Genomic DNA, 25262 nt, shown 5'->3' with positions numbered 1-25262 from the left:
TAAACTGATGTATGTATTTTTATTTTTAATTCTATTAATAGAATTAGTTGTGCATAATTGCTTATTTTTATCATAATGATAGGAATTAAGTAATTGTTTAAAATAACAAATTATATTCAAAAATGATTTTATTTTTAGAATTCTGATATTTTAATAAATTTGTTTTGTCTATAACAATAGATTTATATTTAATTTAAAATGAAAAAGTAATTTGATTGCAGTCATAATTTTATAACTGCACATGAAATGATATACTATAAGTATATGTTTGTATTATCATATTAATATATTTATATGCACGTAACAATATATTACATATGAATTATGACTGAAGTAAAGATCAATATGATCTTCTCTGTCTCTATCTCTATCTTTATCTCTATATAGATCATTATTTGGATTTTATTAATTTTATTACATATATAAAAATAAAATAAAGAATAGAAATTGATAGAATATTAATAATGAAACATTAATATCATTTGTTTTTTTAATATTTTTGGATTTATAAAAATAAATAATTAAGTTTACTAGTTTTATCAAAAAAATCTTTTGTTACATAAAATCTTTTGTTTTTTAATAATATTATTTAATTAAAAATACCAAATGCACATAATTAGTAATTCTCAAAATTTAATATTTTAAAACGCATTTAAATTAGCATAATAAGTCTAATATTATAAACGCGGGAGCGTTGAGATAAAAAATTCTAATAATTTGAAGTAATCTGTAATCAAATATTAAACAATTTTACTTAAAATAAATAATGATATTTATCATGAATAATGTAATTTTTATAGATATTAAACGCATGTATAATATGAATATTTATGCATATTATACATGTATATTAAAATAATATTGAACAAATAATATTATTTTAATAACAACGTTAATTTATTATTAGATGATGAAGTTATAATAAACTATAATAGATAAGTTGATAAAGTGTTTTAATTATATGTTAGATTTAAAATGTTTTGGAATTCTTTCCAAACGTGCATAGGGGTTAAGTGTTCCATTTTTTTAGTCGGGGAACGCAAAATAATTTGATTTTGTCCATATGTTCCAATTAGACTAGGATTAGTTGGGCCATATAGTGTTATATTAGGACACCCAAGCGCTGCTGTTAAATGACTAAGCCCAGTATCAACAGATATTGTGGCCGTTGCCCCAGATATTTGAACCGCGATTTCTTGTAATGTTAATTTTGGTAATATTGTTATTTGTGTATAATATGGTGTTGCTAATCGATGTGCACGTAATTCTTCGCTTTTTGTCCAAAAAGGTAATTTGATGCAATATCCTGCATTAATAGCATATTTTACAATAACACTCCAATGAAATTCTGGCCAATGTTTTTGGGTTTTGGTAGTAGAGTGAAAAAATATTAAATAAGGAACATTATGTTTTTGAAGGGGGAATAGATGCTTAATATTATATTTTCCCATATTAGATGATACAGGATATTTTAAACTAAGAGAAAAAAGTCGCCTTATACGTTCTACAGCATGTTGATTTTTATTGGAATAATGTCGTTCATGATAAAACAAAGAACTAATAGGCTCTCGTGCGCTCATGTAATCCAAACCATGTTTTTTACCACACGCAAAGAATGTTACTAACAATGATGTCTTTAATAAACCTTGAGCATCAATGATTATATCGTATTCTTTTTTTTTAATCGCATAATGTATTCGTAATATTTGTTCCATGAAGAAAATTTATACCAATTTTTTATCCAAAATCTAAGGTTTATGGGAATAATTTGATGTATTGCCGGATGCCAATTAATAATTTCAGAAAAAGTTTCTTCTACAATCCAATCAAATAATATATTGGGTACAGCATTTGATGCATCAGTAACTGCAGGCAAAGTATGGATAATATCTCCCATGGAAGAAATTTTTATAATTAAAACATTCATAATAATTATCTTTTTTGTTAGTTAATTTAATAATTTTTTTAGTGCTTTTAAAACCTGTTCTGGTCTGATGTCTATCAGACTACTATGATAACCATATAAACTATTACCATCCCGTATCGTATAATATCCTTGAATACGACGTATTACAACAGATTGGTAAGATAAAGGTGGGGTAAATTCAGGATCACTAGGGCCATACAGTCCTACTACTACAGGATGTTTTAATGCACAAGCTATGTGCATCAAACCAGAATCATTACTAACAATTCCTTTACACGCGGCTATAATTGTAATAGCTTCTCCTAATGATGTAGTACCTATAAGATTATGACAGTGTTGTTGTAGGTTTTTAAGAATACTATGCTCAATAAATTTATTAATTACTTGATCTTTAGGTGATCCTAATATCACTACATGATATCCACAGTGAATTAACCGAATGGCTAACGTTATGTAATGATAATGAGGCCAACTTTTGGCTAAACCAAATTCTGATCCCGGACATAAACCAATTAGTAATTTTCTATGGTTATATAAATTAAATTTATATAATACATCTACAATTTCTTTTTCGTTTACATTTAATCGAGGCCATGGTAGTGGATAAGGTAAATTAGAAAAATTTTTAACAATATCATAATCATATGCTAAGGCAGCATAACGTTGCACCATTAATGGAAATAATTTTCTATTAAGTACTCTTAAATCATTTAATATACCATATCTCATTTCTCCGCGCCATCCAGTCCGAATTGGAATATCTGCAAAAAATGGTATCAAAGCAGATTTAAATGAATTAGGCAATATTATTGCTTGTTGATATTTCTCATTTTTTAAAAATTTCCCAAGATGGTAACATCTTGAGAGATTTAAAACTCCATGTTCGTAGGGAATAAATAATGTTTGGTTAATTTCAGGCATATGATTAAATAAGTCTTTACACCATGTTGAAGTAATGACATCAATTTGTATATCGGGACAATATTTTTTAATAAGCAGACGATATATACTATGTGATATCACGGCATCGCCAATCCATGAGGGACTAATAACTAATATTTTCATAGTAAATATTAGTTATTTTACATCATGACAATCAATATCATTGTATGATAACCAATTTAAATATTGATATATACCTTGATCAAGTTTAGTGAATTTTTCATGATAACCTGCTTTTCTTAATTGAGCGATGTTTGCTTGAGTGAACAATTGATAATGATTACGGATTTTTTTTGGTATAGAAATATATTTGATAGTCATATTTTGATTAAAAAAACTGAATATAATATTAGTAATTGATTCAAATGATTCAGCTTTACCAGTTCCGCAATCAAAAATTCCAGATATATTATTATTCCAAGCCCAAAGATTTATATTAACGATATCTTCAATATGTATAAAATCTCGTTTTAACTGTTTACTTCCATTAAATAATGTTGGAATTTTTTTGCTTTTAATTTGTCTATATAATCGAAATATGATACTAGCCATATTACCTTTATGTTCTTCATAGGGCCCATAAACGTTAAAGTACCTTAATCCGCAAACTTGAGATGTGATTTTTGGTAATATAGCGCGCACATATTGATCAAATAAAAATTTAGAGTAACTGTATACATTTATGGGTTTTTCACATTGCTGAGAGCGTAGAAGTATACTGGTATCTTTTCCATACACTGATGCTGAGGAAGCGTATATAAGAGGAATTTTTTTTTTAACGCAATACAATAAGAGATCTTTAGAATATTGATAATTATTTTGCATCATATACTTACCGTTCCATTCAGTAGTGGAAGAGCATGCTCCTTCGTGAAATATTACTTCAATGTCTTTAATATAAGAATTAACGGGATTATCAAGTATATTTTTGATAAAGCAACCTTTATCCATATAGTCTGTGATGCATAAATTTGTTAGATTTTTATATTTTTTTCCATTCTTTAGATCATCTACTACTAGAATATCTTTGTATGAAATTTTATTTAATGCTTTAATAATATTGCAACCTATAAACCCTGCCCCGCCAGTAACTATAATCATATATGCTCACATAATTGAATACATATTAAATGCAATTATATAATAGCTTAAATTAAAACACTGATGAATATAGTGTTTTAATTTAAACAGAAAAAATGTATCATTGTATTATTTCTATATTATTACAGCAAACAAACACCAATATAAGACGACTACTTTGTGATACTTAATTTATACAAAACTAAGAGTGAAAGTATAGCATAGCGCAATACTTATTTGTTAGATTATTTACAATAAAACATACTGGGTCTTAATTGATATATAGTATATAATATAACTTATGATGTGTTAGTATCATAAGTAGATATGTGATTTGAGATTGGTTCAAGGATTCATTTCTATTAATTTTATATGAAAATCATAAGATTTAAAAAATGTATTGTTACATGTTATCTTAATTACTTACAAAGTTGCTGGTTTTATTCAAAATTGTATAACACTTAATGATATTAATATATTTTCGTGTATTATAATGTGGCATTATTGTTTTTAGTAGAGTTTTAATCTATGTGTATTCAAGAAATAACAATATTTTTACAGCAGCATATAATATTATGTATCATATGGATGCTTTTGTTAATTATAGCGTTGTATACTATAATTAACAATTGGTTGTTTAGATCTTCTGAAATATTATGTGATAAGGCAATTTATTTAATAAATAGAGAAAATGCGATCGTAATAGATATTCGTAGTCAAAGTGATTATCGTTCAGGGTATATTGCAAACAGTGTGAATGTTTCAATAAAAGAAATTAAAAGTAATGATATTTTTAAATTAAAAAAGTTTAAAAAATATCCGTTAATTGTGGTACATGACAATAATGCATTAGCTCATTCAATTAAAAAACGTTTGTACAAATTAAAATTTGAAAAGGTATATGTGCTGCATGGCGGCATGGTTGGGTGGAAAGCTAATAATTTTCCTGTGTTATTAAAAGATAAATTATTAAAATAATAAGAGAAAAAAAATGGCTCATATTGAAATTTATACAAAAAAAAACTGTCCTTACTGTGATCGCGCTAAAACATTGTTAATAAAAAAATCTCTGGATTTTACAGAGATTCTAATAGATAATAACAATTTATCAGATAGCAGGAGTATCGAAATGAGACAACGATCTGGCGGGCGTTCTACATTTCCCCAGATTTTTATAAATGGTATACATGTAGGAGGATCAGATGATTTAGTGTTTTTACATGACCACGGTAAATTAGATCTGATCTTAACGAATAAGACGATTGATAATTAATTATTGTTTGTTAATATTTGGTGTAGTAAATACGGTGCGTTTTGTATTAGAGAGAAGAAACAGTTATGATGTATTGTTTCGTACGAAAAGAAATCATGTTAACAGTCTTCAATATGAAGAAGAGAATGTTTTAAGAGTTTTCAAATTACTTATAATTAAAAAAAATATAAAGTATGTTTCAATATTAATGTTAAATAATATTATATATAACGTATATGCATTGAGATCATGCATTGTTGTTATGGGGTGCAGGTTTAAATGTTGAGAATAATTTAAATCAGATGTTTTTATTTATTCCTTTATCCCAGTCAAGGAATAAAGGTGGCCAGGAGTCTTTCAGAGGTTTACTAAGATTTAATTTAGATTCAATTAAGTTCGATATTTTATTTATTAGTTTTTTCCAAATAAATATAATGATGTGCTTAAAAGTTAATATCCTAAAGTAGTTGTTTTTAATTATTGTGTCTATTGTATGTCCTATTATAACAGTTATTGGAGCTGGTTCTTATGGTACAGCTATGGCTATTGCATTATCTAGAAATGGGAATATAGTATTGTTATGGGGTCATAATTCCACTCATGTTCAAACACTTAAAATTAATCGATGTAATCAAACTTATTTACCAGATATCTCATTTCCGTCATCGTTATATCTAGAAGAATCGCTATCTGTAGCTTTATCTGCTTGTCCCAACTTATTAATTGCAGTACCAAGTCGTGTGTTTGGTCATATTTTAATGCGAATAAAATCAGATTTACAAGATAACACTCGTATTATTATAGCATCCAAAGGATTAGAACCAAAAACTGGTCGTTTGTTACAAGATGTGGCTCGTGATTTTTTGGGAAAAGACATTCCTATTGCAATTATATCTGGTCCGACTTTTGCTAGAGAATTGGCTATGGGATTACCCACTGCTATAACATTAGCCTCTAATGATGCTATATTCAGTTATGATCTACAAAATATACTACATTGCAATAAAAATTTTAGAATATATAGCAATACAGATACTATTGGTATTCAAGTAGCTGGTGCAGTGAAAAACATCATCGCTATTGGGGCAGGTATTTCTGATGGTATAGGATTTGGATCAAATGCGAGAACGGCATTAATTGCACGTGGTTTAGTAGAAATGTCTCGTCTTGGTGTATCAATGGGGGCCATACCAGATACTTTCATGGGATTAGCTGGATTAGGAGATTTGATATTAACTTGCACTGATGATAAATCGCGTAATCGTCGTTTTGGAATATTATTAGGACAAGGTTTAAACATACATTGTGCTCAAAAAAGTATTGGGCAAGTAATAGAAGGACTCTATAATATAAAAGAAGTGTATATGTTATCCATTAAATATAAAATAGATATGCCTATTACTGAACAAGTATATCAGATATTATACCAAAACAAAAATGTTCATGATGCGGCTTACTCTTTATTGAAACGGGCACAAAAAGAAGAGAAAATTAATAGTTAAAATAATCAGTAACAGATTTAAATTATTATTAATAGATGATCAGGTAAAAAATTTATGTCTTTAAATGTATTAGAAATGGTTTGGAGTAATATTAGGGTTGAAGCGCAATTATTAATTGACTCTGAGCCTATATTGAGTAGTTTCATATATATGACTCTATTAAGACATAAAAATTTTAAAGATGCATTAATTTATATATTATCTAAAAAATTAACTAATGAAGATATATCTACAATTGAAGTAATTAGAATATTAGAAGATATATGTAGTGCTGATGATAATATCATTATTTCTGCTGCACAAGATATTCATGCAATACGTTTAAACGATCCATCTGTAACTAAGTATTTTACTCCTTTTTTATATTTAAAGGGATTTCATGCATTGCAAGCATATCGTATTTCTCATTGGTTATGGCAACATAATCGTCAGGAATTAGCTATGTATTTTTATAATCATATTTCTACTATTTTTAATGTAGATATTCATCCTGCTGCAAGTATCGGATATGGTGTGATGATGGATCATGCAACTGGAGTAGTTATCGGAGAAACATCGATCATAGAAAATAATGTATCTATAATGCAATCTGTAACTTTAGGTGGAACTGGTAAAATAAGTGGTGATCGTCATCCTAAAATTAAACAAAGAGTAATGATCGGAGCCGGTGCTGTTGTTTTAGGTAATATTGAGATAGGATACGGAGCTAAGATTGGGGCTGGTTCTGTTGTACTGCATTCTGTTCCGCCCTATGCCACAGTTGCTGGGAAACCCGCTAAACTTATAAAAAAAATTAATAAATCGTAATATAATTTATTGTTTTAAAAAATAAAAAGATATGAAGTGCTATTTATACGGCTATTTAAAAAGTATTCTATTTTAGTGGGTATTATCGTATGTAATATTTAAAAAATTAGTATTATTAATAGTTTTAACTATATTAAAAAGTGTTTGTGTGATTACGAGTAATATCAATAATATTTACTACGAATAAAGATATATTACATATTGATATATAATGTATTAAAGATTGGTTATGAGATAACTTTGAATATTTTTATACGAAATTAAAGTAGCCATATATTTAGTATATTAATTATGTTGATGAACAAGTATATATTTCATATTTTTACATATTAAAGTATAATTTGTTATATGATTCATGTAATTTAAATCGTTTGATGATAATGCGATTATATATACGTGGGGTATCATGAATTTTTGGTAACTAATATATTATATTGCAAGTTAATATAATATGACAAAATTATCATAAATAAACAATTAAATAAACAGTATTTCAATATTCAATGTTTAGAAAATCCTATTAGTTAAATTTTTTATAATTTAATAAGTTTAATAAATTAAAAATGGTGCTGTAATTTTACATATTATTAAATAATGCGTATTTAATGTAGATTTTTTGTTTTTTTTAATTTCATAGTATAATTGTATTTTTTTATTATCATATATTTTATATAAAAGCATAGTTATGAGTTGTTACTAATAACAATATAATAGAGTTTTTTATTTATGATAAAAAAAGTAGGAGTACTAACAAGTGGTGGTGATTCACCAGGAATGAACGCGGCCATTCGAGGTGTGGTACGGGCGGGTCTTTCTGAAGGGCTAGAAATTTATGGAATATATGATGGTTACTTAGGGTTGTTTCAAGATCGAATGATACAATTGAGTCGTCGTAGTGTTTCAGATATAATAAATCGTGGAGGAACTTTTCTTGGTTCTGCTCGTTTTCCTGAATTTAAAGAGGATACCATTAGAGCAATTGTTATGAATAATATAAATCAACGCAATCTTGATGCGCTCATAATAATTGGAGGAGATGGGTCTTATTTGGGGGCTAAGAGATTGAGTGACATAGGATTTCCTTGTATCGGATTACCTGGTACTATCGATAATGATGTTGCTGGAACAGATTATACTATCGGTTACTTCACAGCTTTAGAAACGATTGTGGATGCGATTGATAGATTGAGAGATACATCTTCTTCGCATCAACGTATTTCTATTGTAGAAGTGATGGGGCGTTGTTGTGGTGATTTGACGATGGCAGCGGCAATAGCCGGGGGTTGCGAATTTATTGTAGTTCCTGAAGTAGCATTTAATGCACAAGATTTAGTAAATGAGATTAAATCTGGTATTTCTACAGGAAAAAAGCATGCAATAGTAGCTATTACAGAACGCATTTGTAATATATTTTATTTAGCGCGATATATTGAAGAAAAAACTGGTAGAGAGACCCGTGCTACTGTTTTGGGGTATATTCAACGAGGAGGAAAACCTGTTGCGTATGATCGTATTTTAGCGTCTAGGATGGGAGCATATTCAATTGAATTATTATTACAAGGTTATGTAGGGTGTTGTATTGGGGTACAAAATGAAAAATTAGTACATCATGATATTAAAGATGCTATACGGCATATGCAGCGTCCGTTTCGTCAGGATTTATTAAACACAGCTAAAAAACTGTTTTAAATTGCAGTTGTTACATGAATTTGTTTTTCTTATAAAGATGATCGCTATGTAATATATAAATGTATATTGAAACATCTTCGCACGATGTAATCATATACAGGTATGTGCGCATGATCATTTGTTTGATGCTTTAGATTGTTAGTATTATATTTTAGTGATCCATATCTCATGTAGATTATTATTAATCATAATATAGTTTTTTATGTTTTTCAGCTGTTTGTACAATTCTAGAGAAACTAATCGCGTTTAGAGAAGCAGCTCCCACTAATACACCATCAATGTCTTTTTGGTCAAAAAATTGAGTGACATTTTCTGGCGTTACGGATCCTCCATACTGAATTATTATTTTATTGGCTATAGATATATCATAACTTGCAATATAATCCCGGATGAATTTATGAATTATTTGTACATTTTCTGGAGATGCGCACGCCCCGCTTCCTATGGCCCATATAGGCTCATAAGCGATAATTGAATTTTTAAAAGCTTCTATACCAACTAATTTAATGACTGTTTTAATTTGGTTAATGCATACTGATTGAGTGGATCCAGAATTGTGCTCTTTTTGATTTTCTCCTATACATAAAATAGGAATTAATCCTATTTTTTTTAAAATAAAAAATTTTTTAGCAATACATGTATCATTTTCATTATGATATATCCGTCGTTCAGAATGACCTACAAGGGTATATCGAGTGTTCAGATCTTGCAGCATTTCTGCAGAAATATCACCAGTAAAAGCTCCAGATAGATGAATATCTACATTTTGAGCACATAACTGAATTTGACTATTTAGTAGATAACGATTCACTATATCTAGATACATCACGGGGGGAGCTATGGCTACATCGCACTTGGAGATATTAGCACATTCATTAACTAATGTAACAATTAAATTGGTTATGGTATTTTTATTGCCGTTTAATTTCCAGTTTCCTATTATTAATGGGCGCTTCATATTGTTTTTCCTATAAAAATTACTCTGTATAGTAACTATTATATATCAATATTAATAATATAAATAAAATCAGCAATATATTGTATTAATAGGATTATATATGCATAATAAAAATGCATCAGTTGTGAGTCGTAGCATGTTAATATTAAAAAAATTGCGATTTTAATGATTAGCGTATACATTATGGCTACTAGCCATAATGTATACGCTCTGATATTAGACATTTACTTGTATTACCAATACCGCTCTTGAGTGATATGGCCAGTGTTACGTCGCAAGTGTTCTATCATTCCATATTTTTTATTTAATATTTTTTTAGTATCATATATCATCTGTGGGTTTCCACATAACATTACATGGCTGTTGCTAATATTTAGCTGCAATCCTATTGTATTTTCTAAAGAATCATTTTCTATCAGAGTAGGTATACGACCGAAAAGTGAATGAGAAGATTTTTCTTGGCTTATAATTGTTTGTATATGTAATTTGCCGTTATAAAAATTTTGTAATTTTTTCATTTGAGGTAAATAGTTTAAATTTTTATAAAACCGTACCGCATGTACTAATATAATATTTGAAAATTGTTCTAATCTTTGATTATGATCTTCAAGTATTGACAAATATGGACCAATTCCTGTTCCAGTAGCTAACATCCATAAATTGGTGCAATTTGGAATTTCATTTAGTATAAAATGTCCGTATGCTTTCTTAGTGAGCATAAGAGTATTACCGGGACATAAAGTACATAATAATGGAGTAAATTTACCATCCAGCACAGTAGCTATATAAAATTCTAGATTTGGATTATGTGGAGCATTAAGATATGAATAAGCACGTTGTATAATTATATTGTCTATATTTATTCCTATTTTAGTATATTGTCCAGCAATAAATGTATTAACTGGAGCTTGCACAACAAGACTAAACAATCGATTTGTCCAGTGTTTTATATCAATAATTTTTCCGGTGACCCAAGTAGACATGGAGTGTACCTATATTTAGTTGCATTTAAATATTTAATTTTTATTAAGTTATTAAATTGATATGATAAAGATTAGCATTGAGGTATATATAATTTATTGTTTATAACCTTTATAAAAAAAATAATTTAGGATGTTGATATAAAAAGCTTTATCTAATAAAAATTAATATAAAAATATTTTTTTAAATCATTTGTTTATTCGTTTAATCACAATTTTATGATAGTAAGATATTGTGCACTTAATCAGGTGTTTTAATGTGATAGATATCTAAAATATCTTATGCGTAGCCTCTTTGATTTATAAGGAAATATACATAATGTATGTGAAAATTTTTTGAGCATTTTTGTTCAAAATATTTTCAAATTAATTTATTTATAAATTAAAATTATTAAAGTTGCTGATGAGTAAATTATTTTTTCATAAAAACGTATTTTAACTACACTTTAATTTAATTAATTTATTGCAATTTTTGAGAATTTTATCGTTAAAAAATATTTAATCACCATTATTTTTAAAAAATAATATTAAGAAGATACATAACAATCTATGCTAGTTATTAAAAAAATTATGATTTAAATAATAAATACATATCGTTACTCATATTTGAGTCGCAGTTTTATTATATATAATACCCAGTATATTGATGATTGAAAGTATATAAGGGTATTTAAAGTGTTATAAATATGTTAACATTTAACATGTTTTATTGTTGTAATTCATATATGAATTTTATGTTCTTTTTGTGTATTTTACCTGATCCATACACCATTATATAAAAAGATATCTGCAGATATTTTACATTAATTTAATTGAAAAATTCAATAAAATTCTTCTTTAATAAGACTATATTTACAACAAACATTTAAATTATTTACAGGTATTAAGATGTCATAAATATTATGAATACAATTACATATATTTTCATATGGTTATGGTATACTACATCAATAGATTGTTATCATCATAAATATTTATAAGAATAATTAATTATTAATGGGATCGACGTAGATGCATAAATTAAGTGAAAATTTATCTTAGCTAACATATATAATATTAATTATAAATTATTGTTAAATTTAGTAATAATAGGTTGCGTGTTACTTGTTTATATTTTATATAAAACGCAATGTTATTGAAATAATACTTTTAAGTTTTTAATGTATATATTTTCATTTAAATATAATAAATTTTGTAATTTTTATATGAAATTTTCATTTGTCATATCATCAATTTATTATATATGTTAATAATTAATGAATGTAATAATTTAGTTACAAATGTCTATATACATTTAATCTGTTATTTACTACGAAATAAATTCATAATTTATATTTGTTATGATATTTTACTGATTATTAGTAATATAATATTATCTCGCAGAAGGATATATCATGAAGAAAAATATTCACCCAAAATACGGTGAAATATCTGCATGTTGTTCATGTGGCAATGTTATTAAGACTAGATCTACTTTAGATCATGATTTAAATTTGGATGTTTGCAATTTGTGTCATCCGTTTTATACGGGCACACAACGTATAGTAGATACACGTGGACGTGTAAATATTTTTAATAAGCGCTTCGATATTTCTGTTGATGCTGATTTTTTGCCTGTTAACAAAAAATTAAACAAAAAACAAATGTATAGAATAATATAGATATTATTTAAATCTGAATATAAATATATTACTACATGTGATGTAATAAAGAATATTAGTAGAGCTATTACAACAAATATAAATTATTAGGTTTTATTGCTACGGATAATTTATATTGAAATATATATGCATCGTTATAATAATTATAAACAAATTATATGGGATATCAATGTTATTGAGGAATTTATAATAAAATTAATTATGAAAATATTGCATACATATAAATAAAAATTTCTGTATTTATTAAATTGACAGTATTTTTTAAAGATATAGATGAATCAGTTATTATTATGAAAATAAAAAAATCTACAATTAGTGTTAGAAGCGGTTTAAATAGCGATGAACAACATGGGTGTGTTGTTCCTCCTATCACTCTTTCAACTACTTACAATTTTTTGGGATTAAATCAGCCTCGTCCTTATGATTATTCACGACGTAAAAATCCTACTCGTGACATAGCTCAGCAAACTTTGTCAAATCTAGAATATGGAAAACAAGCAATTGTGACAAGTAGCGGCATGTCCGCTATTTATTTAATATGTTCGGCTTTACTTGAATCAAATGATTTATTAATAGCGCCTCATGATTGTTATGGAGGTACATATCGATTATTAGATGCATTACATAAAAAAGGAGCATGTAAAGTATTATTTATTGATCAAAATGATACAGAAATATTACTGAAATCGTTGGCATATAAACCAAAATTAATTTTTATAGAAACTCCAAGTAATCCTATGCTTCGAATAATAGATATCCATGCTATTTGTAATTTCCAAAAAGATATATTATATGTTGTAGATAATACATTCATGACTCCAGTGTTTCAAAATCCATTAATTTTAGGTGCAGATTTAGTAGTACATTCTTGTAGTAAGTATTTGAATGGGCATTCGGATTTAATAGCAGGGGTAGTAATATCTAAGGATACGTACATTTCTGATAAATTAAATTGGTGGGGAAATACACTTGGTATCACTGGTAGTGCTTTTGATAGCTATCAATTATTGCGTGGTATGCGTACTTTAATGCCTCGTGTTTATCAACAACAAAGTAATGCTGAAAATATTATTGCTTTTTGTCAAAAACAGTCTCAAATTAACGTACTATATTATCCGGGACTATCTACTCACCCTGGACATGATATCAGCTGCAAACAACAAAGTGGATTCGGATCGATATTTAGTTTTGAGCTCAAAGGTACTAAGAATGTATTACTACAATTTTTGCGATCATTAAAATTATTTACATTAGCAGAATCATTTGGAGGTGTAGAAACTTTAATTGCTCATCCGGCTACTATGACACATGCTGCTATGCCAGAACATGCTCGAAAACGTGCTGGGATTAATGATATGTTGCTTCGTGTTTCAGTGGGACTAGAAGATAGCGATGATCTTATTGCTGATTTAGAGCAAGCATTTGCATCAATACAGTGAAGCGTTACTGTATCATTATAATATTGATATCATCTACAACAAGATTGCGAAAAAATACACATGCAATATTATTGCTTAATTGATCAACTGAATAATTAAAAAATTTATATACATATATAATTGATGTTTTAAATTGATATGTATATGTGTTATTTAAAGAAAACTATCTATCTAAGCTTTATTTAAGACATAAATAAAATAATAATTTTTTCATACTAATGTAATGTACATACGGAATATTTCATTAGTTGTAAAGTATCCATAATATAATTTTTTTAATTCATTAATTAAAAGGTATTTATGTGATAATAATTTGTATTAAAATAGATGTATAGTATGCAATAATTACTGCGATATGGCTATATAATATATATAAATATCATTTCATAGATTCATGAGGGTAAAACATGAGTATGTTTCATGCTACTCAACGAGAAATATTAAATCAATATTTGGTTGATTTACAAGGAAATATTAATGTTTCATTTGAATTTTTCCCTCCACGTACTGATGAAATGGAAAAAATATTGTGGAAAACTATACATAAGTTGAGTCAATTAAATCCTATTTTTGTTTCTGTAACATATAACGCTAATTCTGGTACACGAAATTATACTGATAAGACAATTAAAGACATAAAAACACGCACTGGATTAATAGCAGCTCCTCATTTAACATGTATTAATGAAACTCCTCAAGAATTACAAATTATTGCTCAAGAATATTGGAATAATGGCATTCATAACATTGTTGCATTGAGAGGGGATCAAATAAAAAAAAACCATCAATCGTCTATGTATGCTTCAGATTTAGTATATTTATTAAAAAAAATTGGAAATTTTGATATTGCAGTGGCTGCTTACCCGGAAGTACATCCAGAGGCAAAAAATGCGCAATCAGATTTAATTAATTTGAAAAAAAAAATTGATGCTGGTGCTAATAGAGCAATTACTCAATTTTTTTTTGATGTAGAACAATATTTGAGATTTAGAGATCTTTGTGTATCTGTTGGAATTGATATAGAAATTATTCCTGGAATATTGCCTATTTTTAATTTTCGTCAATTGCAGCATTTCATTACTTTTACTAAGGTAAAGATACCGCATTGGATATATGTAATTTTTCATGGATTAGATAATGACTTAGAAACACAGAAAATGCTTGGAACGTTTGTGGCAATAGATATGATCAGAATTCTTCTGAAGGAGGGAGTAAGAAATTTTCATTTCTATACTCTTAATAGGTCAGATTTAACATATGCGATATGCCATACCTTAGGAATAAAAAATAAAAAATAACATCGTGTAACTTTCGAATGAGATGCGGGGTCACTATTTGAATAGTGACCCCGCATACATCATAATAAATTAATTAAAAAAACATTTTAATATAGATTTGTTTTGTAGATTCACTTATATCTACATTTATATTTGTATTTTATGTAAAAAGTATGTATTGTACTAATAATGATTGTTAATTATTAGACCAATATATCGAGATTATCTATATATAACAGTATTTATTTAATTATAGATAGAAACTTAAGGAATATATTTGTGTATAATGTTTATATTAAAACATAGACAATAAAGTTGTTATATAATGCTTTTATAAAGCACAAAGACTGTTGATAAAAAATACGTGTTTTATATTATAGAAAGAACTAAAAATACATTACAATTTCTGTTTATATTTTATTGTACTAATAATATATATATGGGTATAAAATAAATAATTAATAAGGATATATGACTGATTTTTTTAAAAAGACACATAAACAACCGACAATCTTAATATTGGATTCTGGGGTAGGTGGTTTATCTATTTATACCGAGATGCGAAAATTATTGCCGTATGTACGTTATTTATACTTTTTTGACAATCAAGCTTTTCCTTATGGTGAACGCTCGGAATTATTTATTATAAATCGTGTGATTTCTATAATTAGAGCTGTACAAAATCAGCATCAATTAGATCTTGTAATTATTGGTTGTAATACCGCAAGTGTGGTTTCATTAAAAATATTACAAAATCATTTTTTATGTCCTATTGTTGGGGTAATACCCGCGATTAAATTAGCATCTAAAGTAACTAAAAATGGTGTTATTGGAGTATTGGCAACCCATCGTACCATAAATCATAATTTTACTTGGACTCTTATAAAACGTTTTGCAAATAAATGCAAGGTCATGTTATTGGGTACATCTGAATTAGTAAATTTGGCTGAATCTAAGATATATGGCAAAACAATACCAATATCAAGGTTTCGTAATATCCTTACTCCCTGGTTGGAGATGAAACAACCACCTGATACCATAGTGTTGGGGTGCACTCATTTTTCTTTATTAAAAAAAGAATTAATTGCAGTGCTATCTTCAGATAGCTATTTAATAGATTCGAGACATTTGGTTGCAAAACATAGTTTACGTTTATTATATAAGAATATAAATAGTCCTGTAAGCAATTTTTGTTCTTTTAAATCAAATAAAATCTACTGTTCCATGAATACAGTAGAGGCTACTAAATTAAAATCTATTTTATTGTCTTATTATGATTTTTTTTCTTTAGAAATATTATCAATATAAACTGAAGCGCATCTTGTTTTTTTTAATATAACATATACAGATTTATTAGCTTTAATGAATGACTTAAAAATTAAACTATTTTATTCGTAGATATCTTATATGTTAACATATAAGATATCTACATAAATTTTTTTGATGTATATATCTATTAATTTACTTAATGATCAACAGGTTGAAATTGAACCGACAATTAACTTTATGTGAAAATATGATTGTTTATGTAGTTATATTGACTTTATAGTAAAATTAGCAATCTTACTACTAATCATATATTATTAAGAATATTTATTGTTCTTTATACATTGGAATATTGTCAAGTTTATTTGACTTAAGATGATCAAAAATTGTAATTATATATTATTTTATATTTGCATATTAATTTGAAAAATTGCTACAATGCAGATGGCCATTGTGGGGCTATAGCTCAATTGGGAGAGCATCTGTTTTGCACGCAGAAGGTTAGCGGTTCGATGCCGCTTAGCTCCATATCTATATGTATGGATACTTTTATACATGAATCGTAGAATTGTACATTCTGTAAAATACAACAAGTGAAAATTTATATAATATTTTCAATAAAATTTTAAGTGTTTTAAGAAATCACTATGATGATGGTGTGAATAAAAATATATAAATAATACGGTGCGGTAGTTCAGATGGTTAGAATATCGGCTTGTCACGCCGAGGGTCACGGGTTCAAGTCCCGTCCGCACCGTATTATTTATATAACAAAAGGGGTGTAGTTCAAATGGGTAGAACGTCGGTCTCCAAAACCGGGTGTTAGGAGTTCAAGTCTCTTCACCCCTGTAAATTTACAAATATTTTAATATAAAAAAAATTAAACTTAGGTGCTGTGTTCTGCATGAAAGTAGATATGGCCTCTAAAATAGCGGTCATGTTTATAATTTTTTTTAGAAATATTATCACTATAAACTGAAGCACATCTTATTTTTTTTAAAAATCAATATTTCACATCATGTTAAATATATCTTGATAGTGTATCGCATATCACTTGATTCAAGTGATATGCGATACACTTAATTTATTTAATATTTCTATAAATTATTAGGTTATGTTTATTGTTTGAGTTTTATAAATTGTTGTTACGTCACGCTGTGATAGATACACTCATGATGTAAATTAAAATTATAAATATTGGGAAAATTACAGCCTAATGATGATGCATGTATTATTCTGTTCTAAAGTAGACAAATGCTTTTTAAAAAAATTTTTTGGTAAGCACAAATGCTTGACACCATTATACACGAAATAGGATAATCATTATTATTATTATAAATAATAAACTTGATGATGATGCAATTAGATAATAGTAATTACAATTGGTGATTATGTAAAATAACATTATTTATCAAACATGATTGTCAAATATTAATATCTATGATATATAAAAAAATATAATGAAGTTTTATTATATAACTAAATAAATTATGTGTTATATCTTAGTAAAAATTATTTAATAAAAAAGAAGCATTGAGAATAAAACAAACTTCTTATATTTTTAATATTAAGAGTATCAACATTTTTAATATTTTATTAGCGTGATAATGCGTACAGTTTTATTACGAAATAGCTACAATAGTCTAATAAATAACATCAATAGTAATATTGTGAATATTTATATAAAAAACGCAGAAATTACTTTTTTAAAAATTATTGTTATTTTTTTAATAGAATATATAATGAAATGGACATTTCAAGAGTTAACATTCAATAATTATATAGAATAAAATTTATTCATAAATAAAGGGTTTGATGTACATCAACAACATTATTGCATTTAATTTTTTTACAAATAGTGAAGTATTTTTTCATACAGTTAATATGAAATAGAAGACTTACATCATATATTGAATATATGCAATATCAATAATTATTGAATCACAACAAAACTATTTTTAACATTGTTTTATACAATATCTTACAGATATTTCAAATCTACTTAAATCTATTAAATAATGTGTAATTTTTATACAACTTTGCGATTGATTCAAAAAAATCGATCTTTTCACAATAAGTAGTCTGATTAAATTATTATTTCATTTACAAAACCATATGAGGAAATAAATATGAACGGAGCTCAGTGGATAATAAGGGCACTGAGAGACAAAGGTGTAGAAATTATTTTTGGTTACCCAGGTGGGGCTATCATGCCAATATATGATGCATTATTTGATTCTGAAGTAGAGCATTTATTATGTAGACATGAACAAGGGGCGATTATATCTGCTATAGGATATGCCAGAGCTACTGGGAAAACTGGTGTATGTTTTGCGACTTCTGGTCCAGGAGCTACTAACCTTATCACTGGATTAGCTGATGCCTTATTGGATTCTATTCCCATAGTAGCTATTACTGGGCAAGTGGGACTAGAATTTATTGGTACTGATGCATTTCAAGAAATAGATGTGTTAGGGTTATCCTTGGCTTGTACCAAACATAGCTTTTTAGTTCATTCGTTAAATATGTTACCTAATATTATCGATGAAGCTTTTTTTATTGCTTCAACAGGAAGACCGGGTCCAGTATTAATAGATATACCAAAAGACATTCAATTATCTACTGGAAAATTAAAATCGAACCATTGTATTAATAAAAAATACGTTTGTAATATCGAAGGTGATTTAGAAAAAGCTCGTGTGCTAATGCTTCAATCGTGCCAACCGATACTTTATGTAGGCGGGGGCGTGGGCATGGCTGGAGCAGTAACTTCATTACGTACATTTATTTCCAAAACAAAAATACCTACTGTAGTAACATTAAAAGGACTAGGTGCGCCAGATTATACAGAAGATTGTTATTTAGGAATGTTAGGGATGCATGGAAATCAAGCAGCCAATTTAGCGGTACAAAAATGTGATTTATTAATTGCAATAGGAGCTCGATTTGATGATAGAGTAACCGGACGATTGCATACTTTTGCTCCGCAAGCAAAAGTAATTCATTTGGATATTGATCCTGCAGAATTTGGCAAATTGCGTTTAGCTCATGTTTCTTTATCAGGAAATTTAAGCGATTTATTATCTGCACTAACACAATCCTTATCTATTGATATATGGAGAAAAAAAGTAAAATTCTTAAAATTTAAATATCGTTGGTCCTATCAATCATCTAACGACAAAATTTATGCTCCAACTTTATTGCGGTCAATTAGTGATAATGCTCCTTACGATACTGTAGTGACTACAGATGTTGGACAACATCAAATGTGGGCGGCCCAACATATGCAATTTAGTCGTCCAGAAAATTTTATTACTTCTGGAGGGCTTGGCACCATGGGATTTGGAACACCAGCAGCTATTGGAGCCCAAATTGGTCGACCACATAATATGGTAATATGTATTTCTGGTGATGGATCATTTATGATGAACATACAAGAACTCGCCACTATTAAGCGGAGAAATTTGCCTGTTAAAATTGTTTTGTTAGATAATCAACGTTTAGGAATGGTACGTCAATGGCAACAGTTATTTTTCAATAAACGTTATAGTGAAACTAAATTAACAGATAATCCCAATTTTCTTGTTTTAGCTAAAGCATTTGATATTCACGGGATATGTATCACTTATACATCTGAAATGTTAGATGCAATTAATATGTTATTTGAACATACAGGGGCTTTTTTGCTGCATGTACTGATTGATGAACATGAAAACGTTTGGCCGTTAGTGCCACCTGGTGCGTCAAATGATGCTATGTTGGAGCAGTAATATAATGATGACACATTATTCTTTATTTATTAAAGCCAGGTTTTGTCCAGAAGTACTTGAACGCATTCTTCGGGTGATTCGTCATCGTGGATTTGAATTACATACATTAAATGTGTTATTTTATAGTAAGTTTAATAATAAAAAAGTGAACATTTTATTGACTGTGTTCAGTAACAAAGCAATATGTTTATTATCTGCTCAATTAAATAAACTAACGGATGTATATTATATTCAAATTAAATGAGTTAATATTATAATTAAACTCATATTTTCTTAGACTAAATTACTAGGGAAGATATTAGATGAATACAGCAAACTTTATCTGGTTTAACGGGGATATTGTACCATGGCAGGAAGCTAAAGTACATGTAATGTCCCATGCTTTGCATTATGGATCATCAGTATTCGAAGGCATGAGATGTTATAACTCATATAAAGGCCCGGTTATATTTCGTCATCGAGAACACATACAGAGATTGTATAATTCTGCAAAAATTTATCGGATGCCTATCGCGTGGAGTATTGATGATTTAATGAAAGCTTGTAGATCTATTATTTGCGAGAATAATTTAATTGATGCATATATTCGTCCTGTGGTGTTTATTGGAAACGTAGGGATGAAAATTGACCCGATTCCTGGCTATGTTACCGATGTTGCTATAGCAGCTTTTGCTTGGCCGAATTACTTGGGGGAAGATTCTTTAAAACAAGGGATTGATGTTATGGTATCTTCTTGGAATAGAGTAGCAGCAAATACTCTGCCAAGCATAGCCAAAGCTGGTGGAAATTACTTATCATCTATGTTAATTAGCAGTGAAGCTCATCGCAATGGTTATCAAGAAGGCATAGGGTTAGATATACATGGCTATGTTTCAGAAGGTGCTGGTGAAAATTTATTTGAAGTTAAAAATAACATTATTTTGACGCCACCGTGTACTTCTTCTGTATTACCTGGAGTTACACGCGATGCTATTATTACGTTGGCAGTCAATGCGGGTTTGAAAGTACAAGAACAAGTGTTGTCTCGTGAATCTTTGTATATAGCCGATGAGATATTTATGTCTGGTACTGCTGCCGAAATAACCCCTGTACGTAGTGTAGATGGAATTATAGTAGGCACTGGTACATGTGGATTTATTACTAAAAAATTACAACGTTTATTTTTTAACTTATTTACCGGAATTACTGAAGATCAGTGGAATTGGTTGGATCTAGTTCACTAACAAACATTAATTAATATGCAAATATTAATTTTTTAAATAATCGAATATTTAATAGTATAAGATACTGGAGTTTGAATATGCCTCAATATCGCTCTACTACTACTACGCGTGGTCGTAATATGGCAGGTGCTCGAGCATTATGGCGTGCTACAGGCATGACCACTGAAGATTTTGATAAAATGATTATTGCTGTAGTTAATTCATTTACCCAATTTGTTCCTGGTCATGTGCATTTAAGAAACGTAGGAGCATTAGTATCTGAACAGATTAATATTAGTGGAGGAGTTGCAAAAGAATTTAATACTATCGCAATAGATGATGGAATCGCCATGGGCCATAGCGGTATGTTGTATTCCTTGCCATCTAGGGATCTTATCGCCGATTCTGTAGAATATATGATTAATGCTCATTGTGTTGATGCTATGGTATGTATTTCTAATTGCGATAAAATAACACCTGGGATGTTAATGGCAGCATTACGTTTAAATATTCCAGTTATTTTTGTATCAGGTGGGCCAATGGAATCTGGAACAATAAATTTATCTAATCAAAATGTTAAATTAAATTTAATTGATGCAATTACTTATGCTGCAAATCCTGATATCTCTGATGTTGATCAACGAAACATTGAATTAGAAGCATGTCCTACATGCGGATCCTGTTCGGGGATGTTTACTGCAAATTCCATGAATTGTTTAACAGAGGCATTAGGATTGGCTCAACCAGGTAATGGATCATTATTGGCTACTCATTCTGATCGTAAAAAATTATTTTTAAATGCTGGGAAATATATTGTTCATTTAGCTAAATCTTATTATGAGGAAAATAATTATTCTGTTTTACCACGTAATATAGCTAATAAATCTTCTTTCGAAAATGCAATGATGTTAGATATTGCAATGGGTGGTTCGACTAATACTGTATTGCACTTGCTTGCGGCCGCTCAAGAAGGAGAGATAGATTTCACTATGGCAGATATTGACAGATTATCTCGAAAAGTACCACATTTGTGTAAAGTAGCTCCAAATACTCAACGGTATCATATGGAAGATTTTCATCGAGCCGGAGGAGTCATGGGTATACTTGGTGAATTATATCGGTGTGGTTTATTGCATGAAGAGACACGAAATATATTGAATAAATCTTTATCAGAAACATTGGCAAATTACGATATTGTTTCGTGTAATAGTTTTGAATCGAAACATATGTATGCTGCAGCACCAGCAGGAAAACGTACTACACAAGCATTTATTCAAAACAACAGGTGGGCTTCATTAGATGTAGATCGTTGCTCTGGCTGTATTCGTTCTCGTGAGTATGCTTATAGTCAAGATGGTGGTTTAGCAGTATTATATGGTAATCTTGCCGAAGATGGTTGTCTTGTCAAAACAGCTGGAGTTCATATAAACCTTCAAAAATTTAGTGGACCGGCTAAAGTGTATGAGAGTCAAGAAGAATCTGTTCAGGCAATTTTAACAGGTAATGTGCGTTCTGGAGATATTATCGTAATTCGATATGAAGGACCAAAAGGTGGACCAGGTATGCAAGAGATGTTATACCCGACATCTTTTCTTAAATCTATGGGATTAGATTTATGTTGTGCTTTAATTACAGATGGTAGATTTTCAGGTGGGACATCAGGATTATCTGTTGGTCATGTATCTCCAGAAGCAGCGAATAAAGGATTAATAGGATTAGTGCGTGATGGAGATATAATCAGCATTAATATTAGCACACGTAGTATTATCTTAGAAGTGTCTGAATATGTATTAAAAATGCGATATACAGAAGAAATTGCGCGAGGAACTAAAGCATGGACCCCAATAAATAGAAAAAGAAACGTGTCTATTTCTTTAAAAGCATATGCTCAATTAGTGACAAGTGCGGATAAGGGTGCGGTTCGTGATAAATCTAAATTATTAGAATAAATATCTTAAATGAAGAAATTTAATTCTTTTTCTCATGGACCATGTCCTGCAGAATATCTATGTACTGCTTTACGTTCTCATGTATATGAAGTAGCTCAAATAACTCCATTACAAATTATGAGTAAATTATCACAAAGACTTGAAAATACAGTATTAGTTAAACGCGAGGATAGACAGCCAGTACATAGTTTTAAACTACGCGGAGCTTATGCCATGATTTCGAGTCTTAATGAAACACAAAAATCTTCTGGAGTTATTACGGCTTCAGCAGGTAATCATGCTCAGGGAGTAGCTTTTGCTGCTACTCATTTAGGTATTGCATCTTTGATCGTAATGCCCATAAGTACTGCTGACATAAAAATAGATGCAGTACGTAATTTTGGAGGAAAACCATTATTATGTGGAGCTAATTTTGATGAAGCGAAAATTAAAGCCATGTATTTAGCCGATAAACATCAATTGACTTTTATCCCTCCGTTTGATCATCCAACAGTAATTGCAGGTCAAGGAACATTAGCGATGGAATTGTTGCAGCAAGATGCTCATTTAGATCGTATTTTTGTTCCAGTAGGAGGGGGGGGGTTAGCTGCAGGTGTTTCTGTATTAATTAAATATCTTATGCCTCAAATAAAAGTTATAGGTGTTGAATCAGCAGAATCGGCGTCTTTGTGTGCCGCATTATCAGCTGGGATGCCAGTATGGCTGCATGAAGTAGGTCTATTTGCTGAAGGAGTAGCTGTAAGATGTGTTGGCAACGAGACCTTTCGTTTATGCCAAGAGTACTTAGATGATGTAATTACAGTAGATAATGACGCAATTTGTGCTGCTATAAAGGATTTATTTGAAGATGTACGCGCTATTGCTGAGCCTTCAGGTGCTTTAGCATTAGCTGGAATGAAGAAATATATTCAAAAATATGCAATTCGCGGTGAAAGATTAGCCCATGTTCTTTCAGGTGCTAATATAAATTTTCATGAATTACGTTATATTTCAGAGCGTTGTGAACTAGGAGAACAACGAGAAGCGTTAATGGCAATTACTATCCCGGAGAAAAAAGGTAGTTTTTTAGAATTCTGTAAAATACTAGGAAACCGATCAGTAACAGAATTTAATTATCGTTTTACTGGATCTAAAAATGTTCGTATTTTTATTGGTATACGTTTGAAAAACGGGCGGTCCGAAAGAAAAGTGATAGTACAAGAAATACTCGCTAATGGTTTTCAGGTTGTAGATTTATCTGACGACGAAATGGCAAAATTGCACGTTAGATATATGGTAGGAGTAGGAGCGCGTTTATTCCAGCCTTTACAGGAACGAATTTTTAGTTTTGAGTTTCCAGAAGCTCCTGGAGCATTATTAAAGTTTCTGCATACTTTAGGAGCTAATTGGAACATTTCTTTATTCCATTATCGAAATCATGGTACTGATTATGGACGTGTTTTAGCCGGATTTGAATTATCTAATCAAAAAAAATCAGAATTTGAACAATATTTATCTAAATTAGGATACGAATGGCATGATGTTACAACGAACCCAGTGTTTACAGCATTTTTAAATTAAT

The 25262-nt window shown here is 29.1% G+C and carries 18 protein-coding genes, 3 tRNA genes and 1 pseudogene; 17 read left to right on the top strand and 5 right to left on the bottom strand.

Going from position 1 to position 25262, the window contains the following annotated elements; genetic code table 11:
• Window positions 1-953: 953 nt before the first annotated feature.
• The 3 genes and pseudogenes from waaC to rfaD form a co-directional block, all read right to left on the bottom strand.
• A pseudogene (gene waaC, locus Bamer462_RS03180) lies at window positions 954-1927 on the bottom strand (lipopolysaccharide heptosyltransferase I).
• Between the two features lie 21 nt (window positions 1928-1948).
• Entirely contained in the window at window positions 1949-2992 is a 1044-nt protein-coding gene (gene waaF, locus Bamer462_RS03175) for a lipopolysaccharide heptosyltransferase II (RefSeq protein ID WP_500837652.1), read from the bottom strand.
• Window positions 2993-3004: 12 nt separating this feature from the next.
• Window positions 3005-3970 carry an ADP-glyceromanno-heptose 6-epimerase gene (rfaD, locus tag Bamer462_RS03170; protein WP_500837651.1) on the bottom strand — a complete coding sequence of 322 codons (966 nt, stop codon included), beginning with the start codon at window positions 3968-3970 and terminating at the stop codon, window positions 3005-3007.
• Between the two features lie 567 nt (window positions 3971-4537).
• Between rfaD and Bamer462_RS03165 the strand changes: the two genes are divergently transcribed.
• From Bamer462_RS03165 to pfkA, 5 genes are all read left to right on the top strand, one after another.
• A complete protein-coding gene (locus tag Bamer462_RS03165; protein ID WP_500837650.1) occupies window positions 4538-4927 on the top strand; it encodes a rhodanese-like domain-containing protein in 390 nt (129 codons plus the stop codon).
• Window positions 4928-4940: 13 nt separating this feature from the next.
• Window positions 4941-5222, top strand: coding sequence for a glutaredoxin 3 (gene grxC / locus Bamer462_RS03160; RefSeq protein WP_500837649.1), 282 nt, complete (start codon window positions 4941-4943; stop codon window positions 5220-5222).
• 461 nt (window positions 5223-5683) lie between these two features.
• A complete protein-coding gene (gpsA, locus tag Bamer462_RS03155) occupies window positions 5684-6703 on the top strand; it encodes an NAD(P)H-dependent glycerol-3-phosphate dehydrogenase (RefSeq protein WP_500837648.1) in 1020 nt (339 codons plus the stop codon).
• A 54-nt stretch (window positions 6704-6757) separates the two neighbouring features.
• The gene (gene cysE, locus Bamer462_RS03150) at window positions 6758-7510 is read left to right on the top strand and encodes a serine O-acetyltransferase (RefSeq protein ID WP_500837647.1); all 753 of its coding nucleotides are present in this window, start codon (window positions 6758-6760) and stop codon (window positions 7508-7510) included.
• A 726-nt stretch (window positions 7511-8236) separates the two neighbouring features.
• The gene (gene pfkA / locus Bamer462_RS03145; protein WP_500837646.1) at window positions 8237-9199 is read left to right on the top strand and encodes a 6-phosphofructokinase; all 963 of its coding nucleotides are present in this window, start codon (window positions 8237-8239) and stop codon (window positions 9197-9199) included.
• A gap of 181 nt (window positions 9200-9380) precedes the next feature.
• Here pfkA and tpiA read toward each other — a convergent pair whose 3' ends face one another.
• Both tpiA and Bamer462_RS03135 read right to left on the bottom strand, forming a co-directional pair.
• Window positions 9381-10157: a triose-phosphate isomerase gene (gene tpiA, locus Bamer462_RS03140; RefSeq protein WP_500837645.1), complete on the bottom strand. Its 777-nt coding sequence runs from the start codon at window positions 10155-10157 to the stop codon at window positions 9381-9383.
• 233 nt (window positions 10158-10390) lie between these two features.
• Window positions 10391-11140, bottom strand: a complete 750-nt coding sequence (locus tag Bamer462_RS03135; protein WP_500837644.1) for a ferredoxin--NADP(+) reductase — start codon at window positions 11138-11140, stop codon at window positions 10391-10393.
• 1391 nt (window positions 11141-12531) lie between these two features.
• Here Bamer462_RS03135 and rpmE point away from each other — a divergent pair.
• From rpmE to ilvA, 12 genes are all read left to right on the top strand, one after another.
• Window positions 12532-12798 (top strand): 50S ribosomal protein L31, encoded by a 267-nt coding sequence (gene rpmE / locus Bamer462_RS03130; RefSeq protein WP_500837643.1) that lies wholly within the window; start codon window positions 12532-12534, stop codon window positions 12796-12798.
• Between the two features lie 290 nt (window positions 12799-13088).
• Entirely contained in the window at window positions 13089-14237 is a 1149-nt protein-coding gene (gene metB / locus Bamer462_RS03125) for a cystathionine gamma-synthase (RefSeq protein ID WP_500837642.1), read from the top strand.
• 407 nt (window positions 14238-14644) lie between these two features.
• Window positions 14645-15535 carry a methylenetetrahydrofolate reductase gene (metF, locus tag Bamer462_RS03120; RefSeq protein WP_500837641.1) on the top strand — a complete coding sequence of 297 codons (891 nt, stop codon included), beginning with the start codon at window positions 14645-14647 and terminating at the stop codon, window positions 15533-15535.
• A 450-nt stretch (window positions 15536-15985) separates the two neighbouring features.
• Window positions 15986-16822 (top strand): glutamate racemase, encoded by an 837-nt coding sequence (gene murI, locus Bamer462_RS03115; RefSeq protein WP_500837640.1) that lies wholly within the window; start codon window positions 15986-15988, stop codon window positions 16820-16822.
• Window positions 16823-17235: 413 nt separating this feature from the next.
• Window positions 17236-17308, top strand: a tRNA-Ala gene (locus Bamer462_RS03110).
• A gap of 155 nt (window positions 17309-17463) precedes the next feature.
• Window positions 17464-17537, top strand: a tRNA-Asp gene (locus Bamer462_RS03105).
• 18 nt (window positions 17538-17555) lie between these two features.
• Window positions 17556-17629: transfer RNA gene (locus Bamer462_RS03100), tRNA-Trp, on the top strand.
• Between the two features lie 1280 nt (window positions 17630-18909).
• The gene (ilvG, locus tag Bamer462_RS03095) at window positions 18910-20550 is read left to right on the top strand and encodes an acetolactate synthase 2 catalytic subunit (RefSeq protein WP_500837639.1); all 1641 of its coding nucleotides are present in this window, start codon (window positions 18910-18912) and stop codon (window positions 20548-20550) included.
• A 7-nt stretch (window positions 20551-20557) separates the two neighbouring features.
• The gene (gene ilvM, locus Bamer462_RS03090; RefSeq protein WP_500838010.1) at window positions 20558-20794 is read left to right on the top strand and encodes an acetolactate synthase 2 small subunit; all 237 of its coding nucleotides are present in this window, start codon (window positions 20558-20560) and stop codon (window positions 20792-20794) included.
• Between the two features lie 58 nt (window positions 20795-20852).
• Window positions 20853-21773 carry a branched-chain amino acid transaminase gene (locus Bamer462_RS03085; protein WP_500837638.1) on the top strand — a complete coding sequence of 307 codons (921 nt, stop codon included), beginning with the start codon at window positions 20853-20855 and terminating at the stop codon, window positions 21771-21773.
• A gap of 77 nt (window positions 21774-21850) precedes the next feature.
• Entirely contained in the window at window positions 21851-23701 is a 1851-nt protein-coding gene (gene ilvD, locus Bamer462_RS03080) for a dihydroxy-acid dehydratase (protein WP_500837637.1), read from the top strand.
• Window positions 23702-23710: 9 nt separating this feature from the next.
• Window positions 23711-25261 carry a threonine ammonia-lyase, biosynthetic gene (gene ilvA / locus Bamer462_RS03075; RefSeq protein ID WP_500837636.1) on the top strand — a complete coding sequence of 517 codons (1551 nt, stop codon included), beginning with the start codon at window positions 23711-23713 and terminating at the stop codon, window positions 25259-25261.
• Window position 25262 lies beyond the last annotated feature (1 nt).

The organism is Candidatus Blochmannia americanus (nom. nud.), from assembly GCF_059934915.1.
The sequence above is the reverse complement of the archived record's forward strand: the minus strand, read 5'-3'. Positions and strand labels throughout refer to the sequence as shown.